A 21,007-nucleotide genomic window follows, 5' to 3' on the forward strand; every position below is an offset into this window, starting at 1 on the left:
GGAGTAGCTCAGTTGGTAGAGCGCAACCTTGCCAAGGTTGAGGTCGAGAGTTCGAGACTCTTCTCCCGCTCCAGAATTCTCGCAGCAAGCATCGCGCTTGATGCGGCAAGAAAGCACGACCGCAGCTGTGCGGTGGTGCCCAGAAAGACCCTCTGGCGAGGTAGCAAAGAGGTTATGCAGCGGCCTGCAAAGCCGTCTAGGTCGGTTCGATTCCGATCCTCGCCTCCAGAATAAATAATGGAATCAAGAAGTTAGCCCGCAGCAATGCGGGCTTTTTTCTTCCTGGGCGATTCAGGTTGCGTGGTCCGCAACCGCACATTCCTCATCATCTCCCCCTGCCTTCTGGCTTCAAGTATCTAACTGTCGCCTTTGTCGATGATGTAGACGGCCAATCAGGCCGTCTCAAATGCCTGGCTGGCACTCAACCAGCGCTACCTGCACACGTCGTTTTTCTGGTCCGGACGATGCTGGCGTTACGCTAACCTATGCTGGTGCGCCTGGCCCTTTGAACGCACGTCATCGAGCCGCAAAGTGATCTTGTTTGCGGACAGGCGTATCAGCGTTCTCATCCGGGACCTCAGCGTAAGCAATATCGAGTGGATGCCACTCCTCCACCAATTTGTTCAATGCCGCATCGATCTGCTCCGGTGCGAGGGGCTTGATCGCTTCCAGAAATCCCCATTGGTCATGTACCGGCTGCAGACCCGAATCGACAAAGACGCTGCGACCAAGCTTGCGTGGATATTTTTGCAGGGGCAGGGCACACAATTTCCGAAGCCGCCTTTGGGCATCGTGTCCTGGTTTGGAAACAGGCGATCATAAGATGCCAATTTCAGTTGCCGTGTCCGGGCGCATGTGGCGCTGATCAATGCTGTGCCAGCTGCCTTGCATCGCGGGAGACTCCGGAACGCGAAGGCCGTTGAGTTGTTGCGCCTTGCGCCGGTTCTACGGGCAAGGGGATGCCGTGCGTTGCCAGCAGGGCTTTCAACGCCAGGTTTTCCTTGCGTAGTCGAGTGACTTCCGTCTCGAGGTTTTGCTTTTGGCGTTCGCCGGTATGTAACTGGCACAATTGTCTCATCAAGGTGAAGTTTGTTGCAATTCAATGCATTCCGCAGAATGAGGCGTCCATTCCTGATCACCGCGATAACCTCGAGCACGAAGTTGTATGGGAAATTCCGTATACGTTAAAATCAACTTAACAACGCCCACCGCCACGCGCTCTGCGAAGAGAAGTGTAAAAATGGTTGGCTACTCTCAGTCCCTACAATGCGTTCCTGACGACCTCGCCATGCGACCATCCACTGCGCTCGAACTGCATCGAATCGCCGTGCGCGACGCGGCAAGCCGCTTCCGTACGGCGAATCTGCGCATTTTCGGTTCGGTGCTGCATGGCACTGACAGGGATGGCAGCGACTTGGACTTGCTGGTTGATGCGCTGCCTGGCGCAACGCTGTTTGACCTTGGCGGTTTGCAAGACGAGCTGGAATCCTTGCTTGGCATCCATGTTGATCTGCTGACACCGGCTGATTTGCCTTCGAAATTCCGTGCCAGCGTGCTCGCCGAAGCGTTGCCGGTATGAGCGGGAACAGGCTTCCGGACTACTTGGAACATATGCGGCAGGCCGCGTCGGACGCGTGCAGCTTCGTGGAAGGCATGGACAAAGATGCTTTCTTGGCCGACAAACGGACGCAGCAGGCTGTCATTATGAGCGTCATCATCATTGGTGAAGCAGCCACCAAAGTGATGGATGGCTACGCCGAATTTGCACTGACGCATCCGGAAGTACAGTGGCGCGGCATGCGGGGGATGCGTAACCGTATTGCCCACGGCTATTTCGACATCAACCTCGACGTGGTATGGGATACGGTGCAGTTGGCGTTTCCAGACTTGTTAAAGCAACTGCCGGCGTTACGCCAGGATGCTGGCGAGGATGGCGGGAATAATATGGAAATGAAGCCATGAAGCCGGAGCCAAGCGGCAAATTGAGCGGTTGTTTTGTAAGTGATTGATTTATAAGGGGCGTAAACGGCCTGCAAAGCCGTCTAGGTCGGTTCGATTCCGCTCCTCGCCTCCAGAACATCAAGGGTTTGCTGCCGTGCGCGGCAAATCGAATCAAGAGAAATCGCCGCTTAGTCGGCGATTTTTTGTTTTCGCGTCGATATTTTCCCTTTTTGCAAACCTCAGTCGAGAATCAACTTGATTCATTCTTGTACGTGGCATTGGTCACGTCAAGCTCAGCCATCGCGATGTAATTGTACGGGTGGCGGCAGCTGGACGCGAAAACCAAAAGCCCTCCGTTTGCCATGCCTGACGAATACTAATTTTCCGCACGTTGTTACAATGTGCGCATCTTTTTGGATGTGATTAGTGCAAAATTGCATACTTTTCAGCAATATTGTCGATAACATTTACCTTTAGCAATAATATTTCCGACAACTCGGGCATGGTCCATATTGCCAGATTGTATTTTATATATTTTCTGTGTCTGCATTGCGGTACTACGGTGGACTGCTGCTGTCGTCCACCCGGAACAGTGATAGAGCTTCGGTGATTGTGCGGATAGGTAGGTGGCGGTTAGCAAACTTATGAATTCAACGAAGTTTTCGTTTCTGGCGTTCCATTCGCAGCGGTTGTTGCGGGCTCATCCTGTCGTCGTGGTCGCCACTGCGGCTTCGATCGCTTTGGCCGGGCTGTCCGGCGTGGCCTTTCTGTTCCAGTTGGAGCACAAGCGCCTGGCGGCCGCCGATCTTAATGAATTGTTGGCCACTTCCCGGTCCGCGCTGGTGATGCCGCAGATCGCGCGATCCACGGCCAGCGTTCCAACGTTACCGAAATTCTCCAGTGCGGAACTGGTCGAGACAGTCAATCAGATCGCCGTCGATATTGGCCTGCCCATTGATGAAATCTCCTATACCTTGGAGGAAGGCGCGTCCCTTCCGTATCTGCGCTATCGCCTGACCTTGTCTGCAACGGCAAACTATCCCTTGATGCGCCGGTTCGTGGATGCGATGGCGAAGAATCTGCCACATTCAATTCTTGACAGTATCAGTTGCTCGCGTGATGACATCGCAGTTACTACGCTCAGTTGCGATCTTGCGTTCTCGGCATTTTTCCAAAAGGGTAGCCGTGGATAAATCAGCCCGCAAGCGCTGGGCGGTATTGCTTAGCTTATTTGCGGGGACCATGGTCGCTATCCTTTATCCGGTGGAGGATCCGGCGCCGCCCACTGTCGCCATAGCGCCGAAGGCACCGGTCGGAAAGGCGCCGATCGCCCCGCTGGATTCGGATGACATAGCGGCTGAGGAAGACGCAGGCGATCCCGATCCATTCGCGCCGCGCGGATGGCTAGCGCCCATACTGCCAACGCCTGCCGCGCCAGTGGTGGCGGTGCCGATGTTCGTCGGCCCTCCGGTGCCGCCACCGCCTGTGGCTGCGCCGTCGTTGCCGTACCGCTTTATGGGGAGCCTCAATGACGGCGCCGAACAGACCGTGTATCTAGCCCGAGGCGACGAAGCGGTCGTTGCTCACACTGGTGACGTGCTGGATGGCACTTACAAGGTGCGCGCTATTACCGCGAGCCATATTGAATTTGAACACATCCCTACCCACCAGAAACAGGCGCTGCCGGTTCCCACTCGTGACAACTAATTTCAAACCACTTCCCCTTTTGGTTCGACGCCACCTTTCTCGGCTGCCACTGGCAGTCCTGATATTGCTGGCCGGCTGCGCGGCCAACATAAAGCATCACGATGGCATGGTGGCCATGGAACGCCACGAGTATGTGGACGCGGTTGGGCAATTGGCGGAGGCGTCGGAGATGAGACCGCACGACCTGGAGTACCGCAAGGACTGGTTGCGTGCGCGTGAGCTGGCGACCGCCAAGCTGTTGGCGGCGGGCGCGGCCTCGGTGGCCGAGCAAAAATATGCCGACGCGGAGCGTTCCTATCGCGCGATTCTGCGGTACGACCGCGACAATGCGCGCGCGCAGGGAGGCATCGACGCTTTGGCGAAGATCGCCAAAGCGGGCGAGGAGGCGGTACAGGCGCGTGAGGCGTTCCAGCGGGGTGATACAGGGCAGGCGAACGAGCTGGTGGCGCGCGCGCTCAAGAATTATCCGACCCAGCCGGAGGCCCGCGCGCTCAAGGGCGAAATCGAGGCCATGCAAGCACAAGACATGCTGGTGATCCCGAGCCTGGGCGCCATGTATAAGAAACCGATCAATCTTGAGTTCCGTGACGCCTCCATCAAAATGGTGTTCGATGCGCTGTCCCGTACGACCGGCATCAACTTCATTTTTGACCGTGAAGTGAAGGGCGACCAACGCACCACTGTCTTCTTGAAGCACACCACGCTCGATGACGCGATCGACGTCATTCTATCAACCGGGCAACTGGAGAAAAAAGTCCTCAACGCCAGCAGTGTGCTGATCTACCCGAACACGGCGACCAAGACGCGCGAGTACCAGGACCTGATTGTCAAGGTGTTCTACCTGGCGAACGTGGAAGCCAAGCAGGCGGCATCAATGCTGAAGACCGTTCTTAAGATCAAGGACGTGTTTGTCGATGACAAGTACAACATGCTGGTGCTCCGCGAGAATCCGGAGACGATACAGCTGGCGGAGAAGCTAATCTCCCTGCATGACCTGGAAGAGCCGGAAGTGATGCTCGACGTGGAGGTGCTGGAGATTAACCGTTCGCGCCTGCTCAACCTGGGCGTGCAGTGGCCCGGCCAGCTGACCATCGCGCCGCTCAATACCACCGGCACCTTGCCCGGCAGTGGCAGCAGCGGCGGCACCGGGACCAGCGGCACCTCGGCCATCAAGTTCAGCGACCTGAAGGCGCTGAACCTCGATTCCCTCGGGATCACCGTCCCCAACGCCACGATCAATCTGCAGAAGACTGAAGGTGATGCCAACTTGCTGGCTAATCCGCGCATCCGGGTCCGGGATCGCGACAAGGCCAAGATCCTCATCGGCGACAAGGTGCCGGTGGTGACCACCACCAGCAGCGGCACATACGTCACAGAAAACATCCAGTACCTCGATGTGGGTCTGAAGCTGGAGGTGGAGCCTGACATCCATCTGCGCGACGAGATCGGACTGAAACTGGCGCTGGAGGTGAGCTCGCTGGTATCGACTGTCAAGACTAACAATGGATCACAGGCGTACCAGATCGGCACGCGCAACTTCAGCAGCGCGCTGCGCCTGAAGGATGGCGAGACGCAGGTCCTGGGTGGCTTGATCAGCGACGAACAGCGTTCGTCGGCCAACCGAATACCGCTGATCGGCGAATTGCCGATATTGAGCCGGTTGTTCGGCAGCCAGAACGACAATCAGCAGAAAACGGAAATCGTCCTGTCCATCACGCCTCACCTGATCCGCAACATCCGGCGCAGGGAAGCCGGCGCGGAATCGTTCTGGTCCGGCACGGAGGCGACCCTGCATACGCGTCCGCTCCAGTTGCGCAGTTTCGATGGCGCCGCCGGCGCCGCGCCGGGCCCCGCCGTAACGCCCGCGGCCAAGCCCGCCGCCGCGCCGTCGCTGGCGCCGTCGCCGGCGCCCGCGGCGGCGCCGGACGCGCCGGTCCTGAGCTGGAACGGCCCGGCCCAGCTCAAGGTCGGCGAGACGGTCACGCTGCAGCTCGCGATGGACAGTTCCGAGCTGCTGCGCGCCGCCTCGCTGCAGTTGGCCTTCAATCCGTCCGAGTTTGAGATTCTGTCGGTACAGGAGGGGGACTACTTTAATCGCTCGGGCAAGGGCAGCTTCAGCGAGGCGGTCGACAACCCGGGTGGCCGGGTGTCGGTCGGCGCCAGCGCCGGGGCGGGTGACACGGCCGGCGCGAAAGGGGCTGCGCGTTTCCTGACCGTGACCGCGCGGGCGCGCGCGCCGTCCAACGGAACGGAAATCAGTGTCATCGGCATGACGCCGATCGGCGGGCAGAAGGCCGTCAGCCGTCCGGCTCTGCCGCTGGGTCACAAACTCGTGATTGTGCGCTGAGATGGCGGGCCTGCGGCGCGTGCGCGGTGCGATGGGCGGCTTCAGCTTTCTGGAGCTGCTGGCCGCCGCCGCCATCATCGGTCTGCTGGCCACGGTCGCCGTGCCGTTCGTGGAGACCACGGTCAAACGGCAGAAGGAGCGCGAGCTGCGCACCGCGCTGCGCGATATGCGGCAGGCCATCGACGCCTACAAGCTGGCGGTGGCGGCAGGTCATATCGCGACCAAAAGCGGCGAGAGCGGTTATCCACACAATCTACTGGAGCTGGTCAACGGCATGCAGGATGAACTGAACAAGACCGGCCCCCAGCAGTACTTCCTGCGCAAGATCCCACGCGATCCCTTTTTTGACGACGCCACCGTGGCGGCGGCCGATACCTGGGGCAAGCGCAGCTACGCGTCGGATCCGGACCATCCGGTGGAGGGCGACGACGTGTTCGACGTCTATTCGAAATCGAGCAAGACTGGCCTGAACGGAGTGCCCTATGCGGAGTGGTGATATGCGCGCGCGTGGCTTTACCATGATCGAGCTGCTGGTGACGCTGGCCATCGTGGCCATGATCCTGACACTGGCGGTGCCGCGCTATTTCGGCAATGTGGACCGCACCAAGGAGGACGTGCTGCGCGAGGACCTGTTCGTGCTGCGCGACGCTATCGATAAGTATTACACCGACAAAAATCACTATCCGAACGAGCTCAAGGACCTCGTAACCGAAAAATACCTGCGCGGGATTCCAGTCGATCCCTTCACGCAAAGCTCGAACAGCTGGGTGGTCGACGCCGCGCAGGATCCGGCGATGGGCGTGGTCACCAATGTCCATAGCGCCGCGCCGAACACGGCGCGCGACGGCACTTGGCTGAGGAACTGGTGAGCAATGAAGCGTCAGCGAGGATTCAGCTATGTGATCGTGATGTTCCTGGTGGCCGTGGTGTCGATAGTCTCGGTGCGTGCCATGGAAAACACCATGACGACCCAGCGCCGTGAAAAAGAAGCGGAGCTGCTCTACGTCGGCCAGATTTATCTGAACGCCATCCGCAGTTACTACGAGAATTCGCCGGGCACCGCCAAGCAGTTCCCGCTCAAGGGCTCGGTGGACGCGTTCGACGCCTTGATATTCGATGGACGCAACACCATCCCCATACGGCACCTGCGCAAGCGCTACCGCGACCCCATCACCGGAAGCAAGGACTGGGGCGTGGTTTATGACGGCAACGCGGTGATCGGGGTCTATTCCCTGTCGACCCAGAAGCCGATCAAAAGCGACGGTTTCCCCACGCAGCTGGCCGACTTCAAGAACGCCGCGACCTATGCCGACTGGCGCTTCATCTATCAGCCACCCAAGCCTGGACAGCCGGCGCCGCCGGCCCCGCCAGCGACCACCACGCCATGAAAAAACAAAACGGATTTACCTTGCTGGAACTGCTGGTGGTGATCGTCATCATCGGCATGCTCGCGGCCTACGTCGCGCCTAAGTATTTCGCCCAGATCGGCAAGTCGAAAATTACGATCGCGCAGGATCAGATCGAATCGTTTGATAAGGCGCTCGAGCAGTATCGGCTCGACACCGGCCACTATCCGCCAATGACCGTGGGACTGTCGGCCTTGTTCGTACAGCCACCCAATGAACCGATGTGGCATGGCGCCTACCTGAAAAAGAGCCTGCCGGCGGACCCGTGGGGGAATGGCTACATCTATCGCATGCCCGGTTCGGACGGCCGCGATTTCGAGGTGCTGTCCTATGGCGCCGATGGTAAGCCAGGCGGAACGGGCGAGGATGCTGATGTAATGAACTGGAGCGCGGCGCAATAAGCCGGAGACGAGTATGCAATTTCGTGCCAAGGTCCTCAATAAGGCCATGCAAGTCGAACTGGTTGACGTCGACGCCACCAGCGCAGAGGAGGCGCGCCGGGTGCTGGCGTCGGCCGGCGGGCGCCTGCTTGATCTGCGCGCGGTCCGCACCAGCATCTCGCGCGGCGGGAAGCAGAAGGCGTTCAACCTGTCCGTCTTTAATCAGCAGTTGCATTCATTGCTGGAGGCGGGGCAAACCGTGGTCGACGCTATCGAAATCCTTGGCCGCAACGACCGTCGCGGCAGGCACCGCGGGATCTATGACACGCTATTGCAAGGACTGCAGCAAGGCAATCAGCTATCGGACGCCATGGCGCTGCTGCCGTCTGTGTTCTCGCCGCTGTATGTGGCCATGGTGCGGGCCAGCGAGACCACGGGAACGGTGCGCGCCGCAATACGCCGCTATATGCAATACCAGCGGCAGGTCGATGAAATAAGAGGGAAGATTGCGGCCGCCGCGACCTATCCGGCGATCCTGCTGAGCGTGGGCTTTTTGGTGATCTCATTCCTGATGCTGTACGTTCTGCCGCGCTTTAGCGCCGTCTACGATGACGCCGGATCCGCGCACCACGGCGACGCCGGCTTCGTGCAGATGTGGGGGGGCTTTGTGCGAAACAACACCTTGTTGGCCTGGTCCTGCCTGTTCCTGTTCTGCGCTGCATTGGTGACCATGGCGGTTCATCCGGCCGTACGCGCCGCGCTCTATCGACGCGTGCTCGGCACGCCGTGGATAGGTGAAAAAATATGGGTGCTGCAATTGGCGCGCCTGTACCGCACGTTGGGCATGCTGCTCAACAGCGGCGTCAGCGTGTTGGCCGCCATGCGCATGACGCAGGCATCGCTGCCCGACACCATGCAGGACGATCTGGCAGCGGCGGTAAGGGCGGTCAGCGAAGGCAAGCCGATGTCCTCGGTCATGAATGACTGTCGCCTCAGCACCGAGGTGGCACAGCGTCTGTTGCTGGCCGGGGAGTCGTCAGGCAACCTGGATGAAATGATGGAGCGCATCGCCGACTTTTACGATCAGGAGACCGCCATCTGGATCGACACGGCCGGCCGCTTCATCGAGCCGGCGCTGATGCTCGGTATCGGCCTGGTGGTCGGGGCGATTGTCCTGATGCTGTATAGCCCGATTTTCGACCTCGCTAACATCGTTTGACACGACATATTTTTTGGATCGATATGCTTACTTTACCTCTGTTATCTGAAGCGCGGCAATCCGCTTTACCGCCATCACACTGGCTCACCGTGCTGGCCGATCGGAGCGGAGCGCCCCGCTCCGAGCTGTTGGCGTCGGCGGCCGAACTGCTGGCCTATCCCGTTCTCGATGATGAAAAGGTGATGATGCTGACGCCGGCCTTCGAGCGGGCTACCTATGCGGACATGGTGGAACGCATGCTGGTGCTCGGTGTGGACGGTGAAGGGCGGCTGGTGGCGGCACTGGGCCTGCCACTCGACCCGGACCACGGCGGCTGGCTGGTGCGTTTCCCGCTGCAGGAGATTTACCTGGCGGACCCACTGATTATCCTGACCAAGCTGGAATCGCATGAATCGGGGTTCAGCGCCGTGGCTGATGCCGTTGGTATGGAAGAGACTATCGAAATGGCGCGCGATGCGAGCGCCGACCTGACGCTGACGTCGATCCAGGGCGAGTCCAGTCCCGCTGTTCGGCTGATCAACTCCACCGTGTTCGATGCGTTGCGCTTAGAAGCCAGCGACATCCACATGGAGTCGCAGCCTCAGGGGCTGGTCATCAAGTTCCGCATTGACGGGGTGCTCAATCGCATCGCCACTGTTAATAGCCCGACTCTGGCCGAGCAGGCGATCGCGCGCATCAAGGTGCTGGCGGAACTGGATATCGGTGAGAAGCGTATCCCGCAGGATGGCCGTTTCCGGGTGGCGTCCAAAGGTCGAGACATCGACATCCGCGTGTCAATCATGCCCAGCATTCACGGCGAGGACGCGGTGCTGCGGGTGCTCGACAAGAAGGCATTGATCGACAGCATGCAGCACCTGACACTGGACACGCTGGGTTTCGACAGCCAAACCATCGTGCTGCTGCGCCGCCTGGCGGCGGAACCGTACGGGATGATGCTGGTGACCGGCCCTACGGGCAGCGGCAAGACCACCACGCTGTACGCGGCGCTTACCGAGATCAACCACGGTGAGGACAAGTTCATCACGATCGAAGACCCGGTGGAATATCAGCTACCTGGCGTGCTGCAGATACCCGTCAATGAAAAAAAGGGACTGACCTTCGCGGTCGGCTTGCGTTCCATCTTGCGGCACGACCCGGACAAGATCCTGGTGGGCGAAATCCGCGATCCCGAGACGGCGCAGATTGCGGTGCAATCGGCGCTGACCGGACACATGGTGTTCACCTCCGTTCACGCCAACAACACCTTCGACGTGATCGGCCGTTTCATGCACATGGGCGTCGATCCCTACAACTTCGTGTCTTCGCTGACGGGAGTGGTGGCCCAGCGCCTGCTGCGCCAGAACTGCGTGCATTGCAATGAGCAGGTGGAGGTGGCGCCGACGCTGCTGGCGGAATCGGGCATTACCGACCCGGAGAATTACCGCTTCCATGCTGGTCGCGGCTGTGCGCAGTGCCGCAACACTGGCTACAAAGGGCGGCGCGCGGTGGCGGAGGTGCTGCGTCTGACCGATGAAATTCGCGAAATGATCGTTGCCCGCGCTTCGATACGGGCGCTCAAGGAGCAGGCGCGCAAGGAAGGTACGCGCTTCCTGCGCGATGTCGCCATGGAGTTGGTGCGTTCCGGCCACACGACTTTACAGGAGGTGAACCGTGTCACTTTTGTGGCCTGAATCTGTCCTGGTGGGGCTATTTCCCGGCCAGTGCTGGCTACGACGATCGCGCTCCGAATTGCGGTGCGCGTCCGGTCCGGATGACCAATCCGAGCCGTCCGCCTTGCTGAAGGCGTTGGACGGCTTGTTGCTGCAGCATGCCGACGGCATTAGAAAGAACGCACGTCTGCACCTCACTGTTTCCGACAGTCTCGCCGCGACCGTCATGCTGCCGTGGCAGGAGCAACTGACTACGCGTGACGAACTGCTGGGCTACGCACTGGCGAATTTCGAGCGGCATGGTTTGGATATAGGGGAGGGCTGGACTGTGCAAACGGCGTTTCGTCATCACCAGGCCGCTGGCATGGCGTTTGCCATCGCGACCTCATGGCTGCGGGACGCGCGGGCATTGGCCGAGTCCAAAGGACTGCGGCTGTCGAGCGTATTGCCGTTGTCGATGGCGGCCTATCACCGTCATGGCCATCCGGCGGGCGTGGCGAAAAACATAGTGCTGTTGCGGGAGACGCAACGCCTCACCGCCATGGTGCATGAGCACGGGCGTTTGCAGGGGATCGACATCGAACCCGTGCTTGGTGCTGGTGAGGAGGCTGCCGGCAGGCGGCTGATGCGGCGGCTGGGCGCCGTTCATGGCGGGATTGAGGCGGTCGATGACTGGGCCGGTGTCGTGCCGGCTGTGCCCACCACATTTATTGGCGAGTGCCTGCCCGCCGCGGCGCGTCGCTCGCTGATGCCCGATGTCTGGAGTTGAATATGGATGATTTGTCTTTCCTGCTGCGGCCACGCCCGCGCCGAGTGTGGATGTCGCTGGGGGCGGCCGCGTTGTTGCTGACGCTGGCAGCGTGGCTAGGCACGTTGGCCTTCCTGGAACATGATGAGGCAAGGCTGACGGCGCAGCGCGTGGAGCGCGTGCGGGCCGCGCTTGCGGTGCGGCCGCCACTGAAATTTACGCCTGGCGAACAGGAAATGCAAAGGCGCTGGGCTGCATTGAACGCGGAGAGAGTGTTCTCCTGGGTGCCAATCTTCTCTGCCGTCGAACGCGCAGCCAGCCCAGATGTCGAGCTGCTGGAGTTCCAGCCAGAGAAAGAGCAGCGACGCATATCGCTTCAGGGAGAGGCCAGGAATCGGGAGGCGCTGACCGTGTTCTTGCAGGCCTTGGCCCGGCAGCCCGCATTCAGGAATGTGCACTTGACGCACCAGGAGAAGCGGACGCGTGACCGTCTCGAAACCGTACTGTTTGAAATTAGTGCCGCCATTGCCGAATGACGAGGTAGTGATGAAATTATATGAAGTGATCGTGACCGCACCGGCGGCGGGCGCAGGCAAATGGAACGGTCCCTATCCTAAAGAAGGCGGTCCCGCTTGATTAGGGGCGTCATCGCTTATCACCCATTACCGCATTATCCGAATTGAACTGGTGCTACAGCAATTGTCAAAGTTTACAGACCATTGCTGTAGCTAAATTGAAAATATTACATTGAGTTTTTCTTAATTGTATTTTTTTAGCATGTACTTATGATAATATTGCAATCCCAGTTTGATTGTGTGAATGGTAATTTGTACGTCGTCCTGGAAACAGTTTATTGAAGAAACTACTCGCCAGCTGGCTTGATCAGGGTGTTTGTTCTTGCGAATGTCAAGGACTGACGCTGAGGCAACCTTGCAAAGTGCGGGAATCGAATGAAAAGAGCGGCTATGTATCAAATTTGTGGATGGGGTTTACGTGCAAATTTCGCGGCTGTGGCGCGAAAGATGGGGATGCTGTTGTTGTTTGGCATGCTCTCTGGGCCGGCGCTGGCGATTTTCCATTCCCCGGTGGTCAAGTTGTCGACCAGCACGCTGGCATACACATCTCCGGCGACCATCGTCCTTTCGGGTTCCATCGATCCGATCGATAATGAATTCAGAGACGTTCAGCTGATGGATGAAACCGGTGCGGTGCTCGCGACGCAGTACACCACCGGGCCCGTTTTTACCCTGACAGGGGTGACCAGCGGCCACACGTACCACATTAATGCGCGGGTGACCGGAACGGATGGTAAGGCCTACAACAGGGCATCGAATTACTTGACGGTGACGGTCACCGCGCCCACCATCAAACCGCAGACCATCAACTTCCCCCAGCCGGCCACGACGTCCTACGGTGTGGGATCAGTGGCGCTTTCGGCCACGGCCACTTCCGGGCTTGGAGTCGCCTACGCTTCCAATTCGCCCGGCGTGTGCAGTGTCTCCGGCGCCAGCGCCAGCATCTTGGCGGCCGGTACTTGTTCGATTACCGCCAGCCAAACCGGCAACGGCCAGTACAGCGCGGCGACGGCCGTGACACAAAGCTTCTCGATCCTGAAGGCGAACCAGAGCATCACTTTCAATGCACCGACGGCGCAAGTGTATAGCGTCGGCTCGGTAAGCCTGTCGGGCAATGCCAGCTCCGGCCTGGCGCTCACCTATAGCAGTTCGTCATCTACGGTGTGCACGGTGTCCGGTTCTACGGTAAGCATTACCGGTGTGGGTACCTGTTCCATCACCGCCAACCAGGGTGGCAATGCGAATTACAATGCTGCGACCGCAGTAGCGCGCTCATTCGTCGTGTCAAAAGCCAATCAGAGCATCAGCATTGCTAACATCGGAGCCAAGGCGCTCGGAACTCCCCCATTTAACATATCGGCCACAGCCACTTCGGGGCTGGCGGTCAATTATGGCAGCAGCACCCCTGCTATTTGCACAGTGTCCGGCAGTACGGTGACCCCGGTCGGGTATGGCAGCTGCACGATTACTGCGAATCAGCCTGGCAATACCTATTACAATCCCGCCCCGCAGGCTTCGCAGTCGTTCAGCGTATCGTACGCCGCGCAGACGATTACCTTTGGCTCGTTGGCGACGAGGACATTCGGGGCTGCGCCGTTCGGCGTTTCCGCCAGCGCTAGTTCTGGCTTGGTGGTGACGTTCTCGTCCCAGACGCCGACGGTGTGCGCGGTATCCGGCACCGCTGTTTCGTTGTTGTCGGGCGGCAGTTGCAGGATTGCGGCCGATCAGGCGGGCAACGGCTACTATGCCGCCGCGCCCCAGGCGACGCAAACCTTCACTGTGCTGAAGGCATCGCAAAGCATCAGTTTTGGCGCGTTGTTGGTCCAGTCTCTGGGTTCCCCTTCGTTCACGGTGTCGGCCACCGCTACTTCGGGTCTGACGGTCACTTTCGTCTCTGCCACGCCATCGGTGTGTACCGTCTCGGGAAGCACAGTTTCGCTGCTGACAACGGGGACCTGTACCATCGCCGCCAACCAGGCGGGTAACGCGAGCTATGGGAGCGCCACTCAAGTTTTACAGTCCGCCACCGTACTGCCCGCCGGTACCCCGGGCAACGGTGCGACATTCGTGAGCCAGTCGATTCCCGCCACGCTACGTGCGGGGCAGCCGTACACCATTCAAGTCACCATGAATAATTCCGGGTCCACCGCCTGGAGCGAAGCGTCCAACATTCGGCTAGGGGCGCAAAATCCACAGGACACGCGCCAGTGGACCATCGCGGGCCGCGCTTTGCTACCGTCCGGCACCTCGGTGGCGGCAGGCCAGAGCTTCACGTTCTCGATTCCGGTCACCGCGCCGACTACCCCGGGAACCTATAATCTGCAATGGAGAATGGTGCAGGATGGGGTTGAATGGTTCGGTCCCTACAGTACCAATGCCGTGGTGACCGTGGTCGCCAATACCGGGCCAAGCGCAACGCTGTCGGTCACCCCCACCAACGTGCGGATGAACGGTGCCACGCCGGCGACACTGACCTTTGTCGGCAGCGGCGCCGAAGCCGGGCGCACCATCTCCAAGTTGGAACTGTTCCAGGGGACGGCCCTGGCGACTGGGTATTCCCTCACGCCGATTAATACCGTCACCGGCTCCGCCGGTGGCCTGACCATGAACTATTCGGCCAGCGCGACCGCTGGCGATTACTGGTACAAGCTGCGCGCGACGGACGATCAGGGGGCGGTCACCGAGTCGGCGGCTGTGGTTGTCAATGTCACTAACAGTTCATTGCTGGGCGCGATAAGCGGCGTGCGCATTGATGGTAGCAATAAGCCGCAGTTGGTCGGCTGGGTTTGTCAGCCCGGTGTTAGTCAACCCTTGTCATACCAGGTATACCTGGACGCTCCGACGGCGCAGACCGGTGGGCAGCCGTTGGTGTCTGGGGTGGCCAACTTGACCACCGAGCCGGATAACGCGTCGGTGCAGAGCCAGTGCGCCACGCCCGGCGTCGGCCACCACTTTAATGTCGACTTGAGCACCTACACGGCGCAGTACGCTGGCCGCGCGCTGTATGTGCAGGGCACTGCCTACAGCGGCGGTGGTACAGTGGTGCTGCCATGCGCCGACAACAGCTGCACCATGCCGGGCGCGATGCGCGTCGGCCTGACCACGCCGGCTAACGGCGACCAGTACGCCGGACCGGCGACCGTGTTCATGCGTGCGTTGATCAGTGGCGCAACTGGACCGTTCGATGAGGTCGCCTTCAGCGTCGACGGCGGCACCTGGATCGCCGGTGCGGCCGATACTATGGCGGGCACCTACTACGCCAATTCGTCCCCCCTATCCACGCGAGCCGCGCCCTATTCGGTGCAAGCCCGCGTCCGCAAAGGCAACACCACGCTGTACACCGTGCAGAACATGATTACCGTGGGCACGAGCTCGTCAGTGGCAGTGCAACAGACCAGCCCGGCCAGTGGGGCCAATTTCAACGCGGGTGCGCCGATAACGCTGAGCGCGACGGCTACCGGTAGCGCAGTGCAGAGCGTGCAGTTCTACGCCAATGGTGCCTTGGTTGGCAGCGGTAACAACAGCGGCGGCACCTGGAGCTACGCCTGGAGTACCAACATCAGTGGCCCCTATGCCCTTACCGCGCAAGCATTTGACGGTGGTGGGCACGTGCTGTCGGCCTCGCCGGCGGTCAACATTACCGTGGGCGCCACTGGTACGGCCAGTTCCAGCGCGCCGCTACCGGTGATCCTGAGTGTACCTCATCTGGGTAATCCCGACGCGGGCACCTTGCCGGGCAGCCTGGGCGTGGACGCCAACGGCGCTGCCACCTACAGCATCGCTATCGCGGTGCCACCCGGTACGGCCGGCATGCAGCCGAATTTGGCGCTGAACTATAGCAGCTCGGGCACCAACGGCGTCGCCGGCCAAGGCTGGAGCTTGAGTGGCCTGTCGAGTATTCATCGTTGCGGCAAGACCATCGCGCAAGACAATGTGAACGCTCCGATCGGTTTTACGACCGCCGACCGCCTGTGCCTGGACGGTCAGCGCCTGGTGCGCGTGAACGGCGCGGCGGTCGCGCTGGACGCGGACCTGGCGACCAAGGACGCGGCCTACTGGGCTGCTGGCGGTGAGTACCGCACGGAGATCGATTCCCTGAGCCGTATCACTGCCATCAACGGTCCCACCATAAGTGGAATCGGTACAGGCATCGCCTTCAAGGTGGAAAGCAAGGACGGCAAGATCCGCTATTACGGCTGCGATATCAATGGCGGCGCCTGTTCTGGCAGCAATGCCTCGAATAGCTACGTAGCGGTATCCTCGACCGCGCTGTATCCGCAAGACGCCGGTGTTCCCAACAAGGTTGGGCAGGCGATCTTTTGGGCGCTGTCAACCATCGCCGACAGATCCGGCAACCATATCGATTTCGATTACAGCATCAACGCCACGACAGGCGAGCATCTGCCGGTGCAAATTCGTTACGGCGGCAACTATAATCTGCCGCAGAACCACTACGCGGCAGTGCGTTTCGGTTACCAGGTCCGCGATGACGCCTGGACGCGCTATATCGCCGATGCGCGCAATGACCAGCGCAACCGTCTGCTGACGGTCAGCACCTATGTCAACACAGTTGGCGCGGTGGGCGACACCAGCGGCAAGCAGGTGCGAAACTATACGCTGGCTTATGAGCGCAGTCCGTCCAGCGGCCGCAGCTTGCTCGACAGCGTGACGGTATGCGCCACCGACAGTGGCGGAACGAGGACCTGTCAGCAGCCAACCACCTTCGCCTGGGGCAAGCCGCGCTCGGACGTCACGCCAGCCTTCACCAGCCTTGCGCCAGGACTGGGTTGGGGCGGCACCGGCATCGCCGCTTGCGCGCAGGGGGGCAACGCGGCGCCCTGCCTGCAGACCTATGGGCAGATTCTGAGCGGCTCGATCATGTACGGCGGGAATACGCACGCGGACTACTTCGACTTCAGCGACATCGAAAACAATGGCCGCACCGATCTCTTGGAAAAGCGCGCGGCGGATCCTTCGCCCGGCCGGCTCCTCAACACCTATTCGGTCGATGCGACCTTGGCGCTGATGAGTTCCAACCCCCAACATCCTCCTGGCTTCATGCAGACCAGCTATCGCTATTTCCAGAACACCGGAAACGGCTTCAAACAATACAGCTATGCGTTGAGCACGGGCGAGTACTTCGTCGTGCTGGGCGTTGCCGACTATAACGGCGATGGTTTCCCCGACTTGCTGGTGCTGACGGGCTCCGACGACGGGGTCAATGGCAGTGGCCAAGGCGCGCCTAAAGTGTGCTTGTCCCCCCTGACGCCGGCCACGACTCCGGTCGCTGGTAACCTCGTCTTCAATTGCAACAGCGGCCTGGCCGCCAGCGGCGAGAACGCGTCGCCGTACCTGCCGACCGTTATTGATGTGGCTGGCGATGGCCGCGCAGGAATTTACTCGAAGATGCGCGTTGATTCGTCGTGGACCCTGTGCTTGCAGGGTGGTTGTATTGCTAATCCTCCGAACCTGCCCCCAGTGTTGACCAATACGGATATGACGCTCTACAAGGAGATATATCCCTACGCCCAGCCTTATGTCGCGTTCTCACAATCCGTGGACTTCAGTGGCACGGGCAAGCACGAACTGGTGGAGTGGTCGCAGCCAAAGAGCGTGCCAGACTGCACCGGCGATGGCTGCTCGCTGTATCAGGGCCGTCCATGCGCTGTACCCCCATTTTGCCAGGTCTGGACAGGTATGACCCCGAAATTGACCATCAGCGCCTTTGTGCCGCCAGGTGGGGCAATTCCGCCGTCACTGTCGCATTCGCATCCGACGCTGCCAGAGCAGGCGTACACACCATATTCATTTGACGCGGCCGCCAATATGGCCAGCCTGTCGGCGGACTTTAATGGCAGCGGCTACAACGCTTTGTTCTATGGTTTGTACATCAATGGGAAAAACGCGGACAATTACGTCGTCGCCGCCGAATCGCAGGGCTGGCAATGCCTGTCCGCTGGCCAGCATCTCGACTGTACCCTGCGCCAAGCCCTGAGCAGCAACGCGGCCAAGGGAACGAACGGCTATATGAAAACGCTGGCGGTGGCCGACTTTGACGGCGACGGCCAAGCCGACCTGTTGATGGTGCCAGTGGACAATAAGGGTGTCTCGAACGGGAACAGCCTGCAGTTGTGCCACCTGATGGGCGACGACACGACCGGCGGCACCGGCACGGCCGATGCCAATGTCAAATGCACCAGCTGGGCCTTGCCGGGTATCACGGCCGAACAGTTGCGCACCGTGGTCAACTTCAGCGGCGCTTATATGACCGATCAGATCTATGTGCTGGATCTGCTGGGTACCGGCCGGCCGCAACTGGTCTACTACCATGCCGGCGCATATTCGTGTAGCAATTGCACCAACGCCACCTGGATCGAGGACGGGCGCTGGGAGGTCTTCGCGCCGACCGATCTGGCGGCGCCCGGGCAGGCGCTGGACCGGATCTATTCGGTCACAAACGGACTGGGCTCGACCAGCAGCGTCACGTATGTGGACGGTCTGGCGACCGGCGCGGTCGCCACTTCCGGCACGGCGTCGCTGAGCTATCCGCAGCGCCTGAGCCCGCGCACCGGGAAAATTGTCGGCACACTGACCGTCGCCAACGGAGGCTCTCGCACGCGCACTACCCAGTACCGTTATCTGGACTCCGCAATCGATGTGGCCGGTCGTGGCTCGCTCGGCTTTGGCACCGTCAAGTCGTTCGACCCCGACACCCACATGCTGACCACGACCAGTTACAAGCAGGCCTGGCCATATTCGGGCATGGTGGCGTCAGCGACGGTGATACATGGTGGAAGCAACATCACCGACACCTCCGGCGTCACGATTTCGAGCACGGTCAACACACCAACCATCATCAACGTGGCGCAGGCCAACGGCACCGCCACGGTGTGCCCGCTGATCGCCCACAGCACGACCGGCCGATGGGACCTCGATGGTAGCGGCCTGGGCGCCAGCGACACCGTCAATCAATATAGCGATGGCTGGTGCAACCTGACGCAACAGACGGTGACGCTGACGCCGCCGGGCGGCGGTGGCCCGTTCGTCACCCAGACCAACACGAGCTACCTGAACGACGCGAAGGCATGGGTCGCGGGCCTGCCGGCGCTGGTGACGGTCAAGAAAACCGACCCGGTCAGCGGCAGCCTCACGCGCACCGCGGCGTACGCCTACGACCAGGTGCCGGGCCTGCTGCACACGGAGACGACCGAGCCTGGCGACGCGCAGTACCAGGTGGTCACGACCTACGACCGCAGCACAAACAAGTACGGCCTGGTGGGCAAGAAGACGCAGGCCTGGCAGGATCCCGCCTGCGTGAACAACACGGTGACGCCGGCCTGCGCGGCCAGCAAGACGCGCACGGTGAGCGATGTCACCTACGACGCATTGGGCCGTTTCCCGTATCAGGTCAAGAATGCGCTGGGCCACCTGGAAACCCATGGCTACGACGGCGCAACCGGCGCGCGGACCAGCCTGACCGGCCCCAACAACCTGACCACGCAGTGGACCGTGGACGGCTTCGGCCGCGTGAGCCGGGAGCAGCGGGCCGATGGCAACGAAACGCGCCAGTACCTGAAGGCGTGCCAGGGCGATTGCCCGCTGGGCGCAAGCGTGGCACAGATCACGGACAGTTACCATGGTGCCGACCGCACCAGCGTGCCGAAGGTGGTGTACAGCGACGACGCGGGCCATGTGCTGCGCACGATGACCTGGGGCTTCGATGGCCGCCAGATCGACGCCGACCAGCGCTACGACTTGCTCGGCCGCCTGTGGGAAAGCGACCAGCCGCGCTTCGACGGCGACACTCCCCACCTGGCCAGCCGCCAGCTGTACGACGACCTGCACCGGGTGGTTGAGCTGGATACGCTGGACGATGGAGGAGCCCTGTTGCGGAACACCACGTGGTACCAAGGGCTGACCCGCGTGCTGACCAACGCCAGGAACCAGAGCCGCACCGAGACGCGCAACGTGGCCGATCAGTTGGTCCAGGTGCAGGCGCAGGACACGGTGACCAACATCACGCGGTTCGGCTACGAGCCGTTCGGCGGTCTGAGCAAGACGACCGACCCGAATGGTAACGTGATCACCGTGCTGTACGACCGTCTGGGCCGCAAGACCGAGCTGCACGACCCGGACCTGGGCTTCATCGAGTACAGTGTCGACCCGTTGGGGCAGACCTGGAAGCAGGTCTCGCCCAAGCAGCGCGGCGCGGCGCAGGCCAGTTACATGGTGTACGACCTGCTGGGGCGGATGACGGCGCGTTACGAGCCGGACCTGGAGAGCCACTGGGTGTTCGACCAGGCCACGAAGGGCGTTGGCCAGCTGAACGAGGCCTATACCATCGCGGGTGGTCTCAAGAACTATGACCGCACGCACACGTTCGACGCCCTGGGCCGTCCATCGCAGACGACGCAGACGCTGAGCGACGGCGGCTACACCAGCCTGACGGGCTACGACGCCTGGAGCCGGGTGATCACCCAGACCTACCAGCGCAAGAGCGACGCGGCCAAGGTGTTCGACACCCGCTACAACAACTACGGCTATCTGGCCCGGGTGGAGCGGGGGCCGTTGATGCTGTGGAAGGCCAACGTGCTGGATGCGTCGGCACGGCCGAGGACGGTTGTGCTGGGCAATGGCTTGACCGACAGCAAACACTACAACGACTACACCGGGCGCCTGGACTTGGCCACGCTGACAACGGCCGCCAGCGCACAGCAACTGTTGGAAAGCTATCAGTACGACGTGCTGGGCAATGTGAGCAACCGCACCCAGTACTGGGGCGCGGGAGCGGCCCAAGTCGGCTACTCGGAGGACTTCACGTATGACGGGCTGAACCGGCTGTGGACCAGCCATATCCAGGGCCAGCCCGACCAGCTGATCTTCACCTACGACGCGGCCGGCAACATCCTGAGCAAGACGGGCACGGGCGGGCTGTACGCCTACCCGCCTCAGGCGGCGGCGACGTTGAACCAGCCGCACGCGGTGCAGAGCATCGGGGGCATCGCCGGCAAGTTCGTTTATGACCTGAACGGCAA

The 21,007-nt window shown here is 60.8% G+C and carries 14 protein-coding genes, 1 tRNA gene and 1 pseudogene; 15 read left to right on the forward strand and 1 reads right to left on the reverse strand.

The window, feature by feature from the left end; translation table 11 throughout:
- Positions 1-154 precede the first annotated feature (154 nt).
- A tRNA-Cys gene (locus tag AC3WOS_RS27085) sits at positions 155-228 on the forward strand.
- A 288-nt stretch (positions 229-516) separates the two neighbouring features.
- On the opposite strand, the pseudogene AC3WOS_RS27090 reads toward AC3WOS_RS27085, so the two are convergent.
- Positions 517-1,157: pseudogene (locus AC3WOS_RS27090) on the reverse strand (TOTE conflict system archaeo-eukaryotic primase domain-containing protein).
- 131 nt (positions 1,158-1,288) lie between these two features.
- Here AC3WOS_RS27090 and AC3WOS_RS27095 point away from each other — a divergent pair.
- The 14 genes from AC3WOS_RS27095 to AC3WOS_RS27160 all read left to right on the forward strand — a co-directional run.
- Positions 1,289-1,579, forward strand: a complete 291-nt coding sequence (locus tag AC3WOS_RS27095) for a nucleotidyltransferase family protein (RefSeq protein WP_492720221.1) — start codon at positions 1,289-1,291, stop codon at positions 1,577-1,579.
- Positions 1,576-1,962 (forward strand): HepT-like ribonuclease domain-containing protein, encoded by a 387-nt coding sequence (locus AC3WOS_RS27100; RefSeq protein WP_492720222.1) that lies wholly within the window; start codon positions 1,576-1,578, stop codon positions 1,960-1,962. Before AC3WOS_RS27095 ends, AC3WOS_RS27100 begins: the two co-directional genes overlap by 4 nt.
- Before the next feature lie 623 nt (positions 1,963-2,585).
- Complete coding sequence (locus AC3WOS_RS27105) at positions 2,586-3,134, forward strand: hypothetical protein (protein WP_492720223.1); 549 nt, start codon at positions 2,586-2,588, stop codon at positions 3,132-3,134.
- The gene (locus AC3WOS_RS27110; protein WP_492720225.1) at positions 3,127-3,648 is read left to right on the forward strand and encodes a hypothetical protein; all 522 of its coding nucleotides are present in this window, start codon (positions 3,127-3,129) and stop codon (positions 3,646-3,648) included. The genes AC3WOS_RS27105 and AC3WOS_RS27110 overlap by 8 nt, the downstream gene beginning before the upstream one ends.
- A 115-nt stretch (positions 3,649-3,763) precedes the next feature.
- The gene (locus tag AC3WOS_RS27115) at positions 3,764-5,995 is read left to right on the forward strand and encodes a secretin GspD/PilQ domain-containing protein (RefSeq protein ID WP_492720226.1); all 2,232 of its coding nucleotides are present in this window, start codon (positions 3,764-3,766) and stop codon (positions 5,993-5,995) included.
- Positions 5,985-6,491, forward strand: coding sequence for a type II secretion system protein (locus AC3WOS_RS27120; RefSeq protein ID WP_492720228.1), 507 nt, complete (start codon positions 5,985-5,987; stop codon positions 6,489-6,491). Before AC3WOS_RS27115 ends, AC3WOS_RS27120 begins: the two co-directional genes overlap by 11 nt.
- Before the next feature lies 1 nt (position 6,492).
- Positions 6,493-6,864: a type II secretion system protein gene (locus AC3WOS_RS27125; protein ID WP_492720241.1), complete on the forward strand. Its 372-nt coding sequence runs from the start codon at positions 6,493-6,495 to the stop codon at positions 6,862-6,864.
- 3 nt (positions 6,865-6,867) lie between these two features.
- The gene (locus AC3WOS_RS27130) at positions 6,868-7,383 is read left to right on the forward strand and encodes a type II secretion system protein (protein WP_492720229.1); all 516 of its coding nucleotides are present in this window, start codon (positions 6,868-6,870) and stop codon (positions 7,381-7,383) included.
- Complete coding sequence (gene gspG, locus AC3WOS_RS27135) at positions 7,380-7,802, forward strand: type II secretion system major pseudopilin GspG (protein WP_492720231.1); 423 nt, start codon at positions 7,380-7,382, stop codon at positions 7,800-7,802. Before AC3WOS_RS27130 ends, gspG begins: the two co-directional genes overlap by 4 nt.
- A gap of 13 nt (positions 7,803-7,815) precedes the next feature.
- Positions 7,816-9,000, forward strand: a complete 1,185-nt coding sequence (locus AC3WOS_RS27140; RefSeq protein WP_492720232.1) for a type II secretion system F family protein — start codon at positions 7,816-7,818, stop codon at positions 8,998-9,000.
- 23 nt (positions 9,001-9,023) lie between these two features.
- Positions 9,024-10,670, forward strand: coding sequence for a GspE/PulE family protein (locus tag AC3WOS_RS27145; protein WP_492720234.1), 1,647 nt, complete (start codon positions 9,024-9,026; stop codon positions 10,668-10,670).
- 103 nt (positions 10,671-10,773) lie between these two features.
- Entirely contained in the window at positions 10,774-11,418 is a 645-nt protein-coding gene (locus tag AC3WOS_RS27150; RefSeq protein WP_492720235.1) for a hypothetical protein, read from the forward strand.
- A gap of 2 nt (positions 11,419-11,420) precedes the next feature.
- The gene (locus tag AC3WOS_RS27155) at positions 11,421-11,933 is read left to right on the forward strand and encodes a PilN domain-containing protein (RefSeq protein ID WP_492720237.1); all 513 of its coding nucleotides are present in this window, start codon (positions 11,421-11,423) and stop codon (positions 11,931-11,933) included.
- A gap of 486 nt (positions 11,934-12,419) precedes the next feature.
- On the forward strand, positions 12,420-21,007 hold an 8,588-nt coding region (locus AC3WOS_RS27160; protein ID WP_492720239.1), incomplete at its 3' end, for an Ig-like domain-containing protein.

This window comes from Rugamonas sp. FW305-51 (assembly GCF_058786935.1).

Bases quoted from the DNA above. Each gene is read 5' to 3' on its own strand.
- AC3WOS_RS27145 (WP_492720234.1), top strand. From the start codon at position 9,024: ATGCTTACTTTACCTCTGTTATCTGAAGCGCGGCAATCCGCTTTACCG.
- AC3WOS_RS27100 (WP_492720222.1), top strand. From the start codon at position 1,576: ATGAGCGGGAACAGGCTTCCGGACTACTTGGAACATATGCGGCAGGCC.
- AC3WOS_RS27155 (WP_492720237.1), top strand. From the start codon at position 11,421: ATGGATGATTTGTCTTTCCTGCTGCGGCCACGCCCGCGCCGAGTGTGG.
- gspG (WP_492720231.1), top strand. From the start codon at position 7,380: ATGAAAAAACAAAACGGATTTACCTTGCTGGAACTGCTGGTGGTGATC.
- AC3WOS_RS27105 (WP_492720223.1), top strand. From the start codon at position 2,586: ATGAATTCAACGAAGTTTTCGTTTCTGGCGTTCCATTCGCAGCGGTTG.
- AC3WOS_RS27095 (WP_492720221.1), top strand. From the start codon at position 1,289: ATGCGACCATCCACTGCGCTCGAACTGCATCGAATCGCCGTGCGCGAC.
- AC3WOS_RS27130 (WP_492720229.1), top strand. From the start codon at position 6,868: ATGAAGCGTCAGCGAGGATTCAGCTATGTGATCGTGATGTTCCTGGTG.
- AC3WOS_RS27115 (WP_492720226.1), top strand. From the start codon at position 3,764: ATGGAACGCCACGAGTATGTGGACGCGGTTGGGCAATTGGCGGAGGCG.
- AC3WOS_RS27125 (WP_492720241.1), top strand. From the start codon at position 6,493: ATGCGCGCGCGTGGCTTTACCATGATCGAGCTGCTGGTGACGCTGGCC.
- AC3WOS_RS27140 (WP_492720232.1), top strand. From the start codon at position 7,816: ATGCAATTTCGTGCCAAGGTCCTCAATAAGGCCATGCAAGTCGAACTG.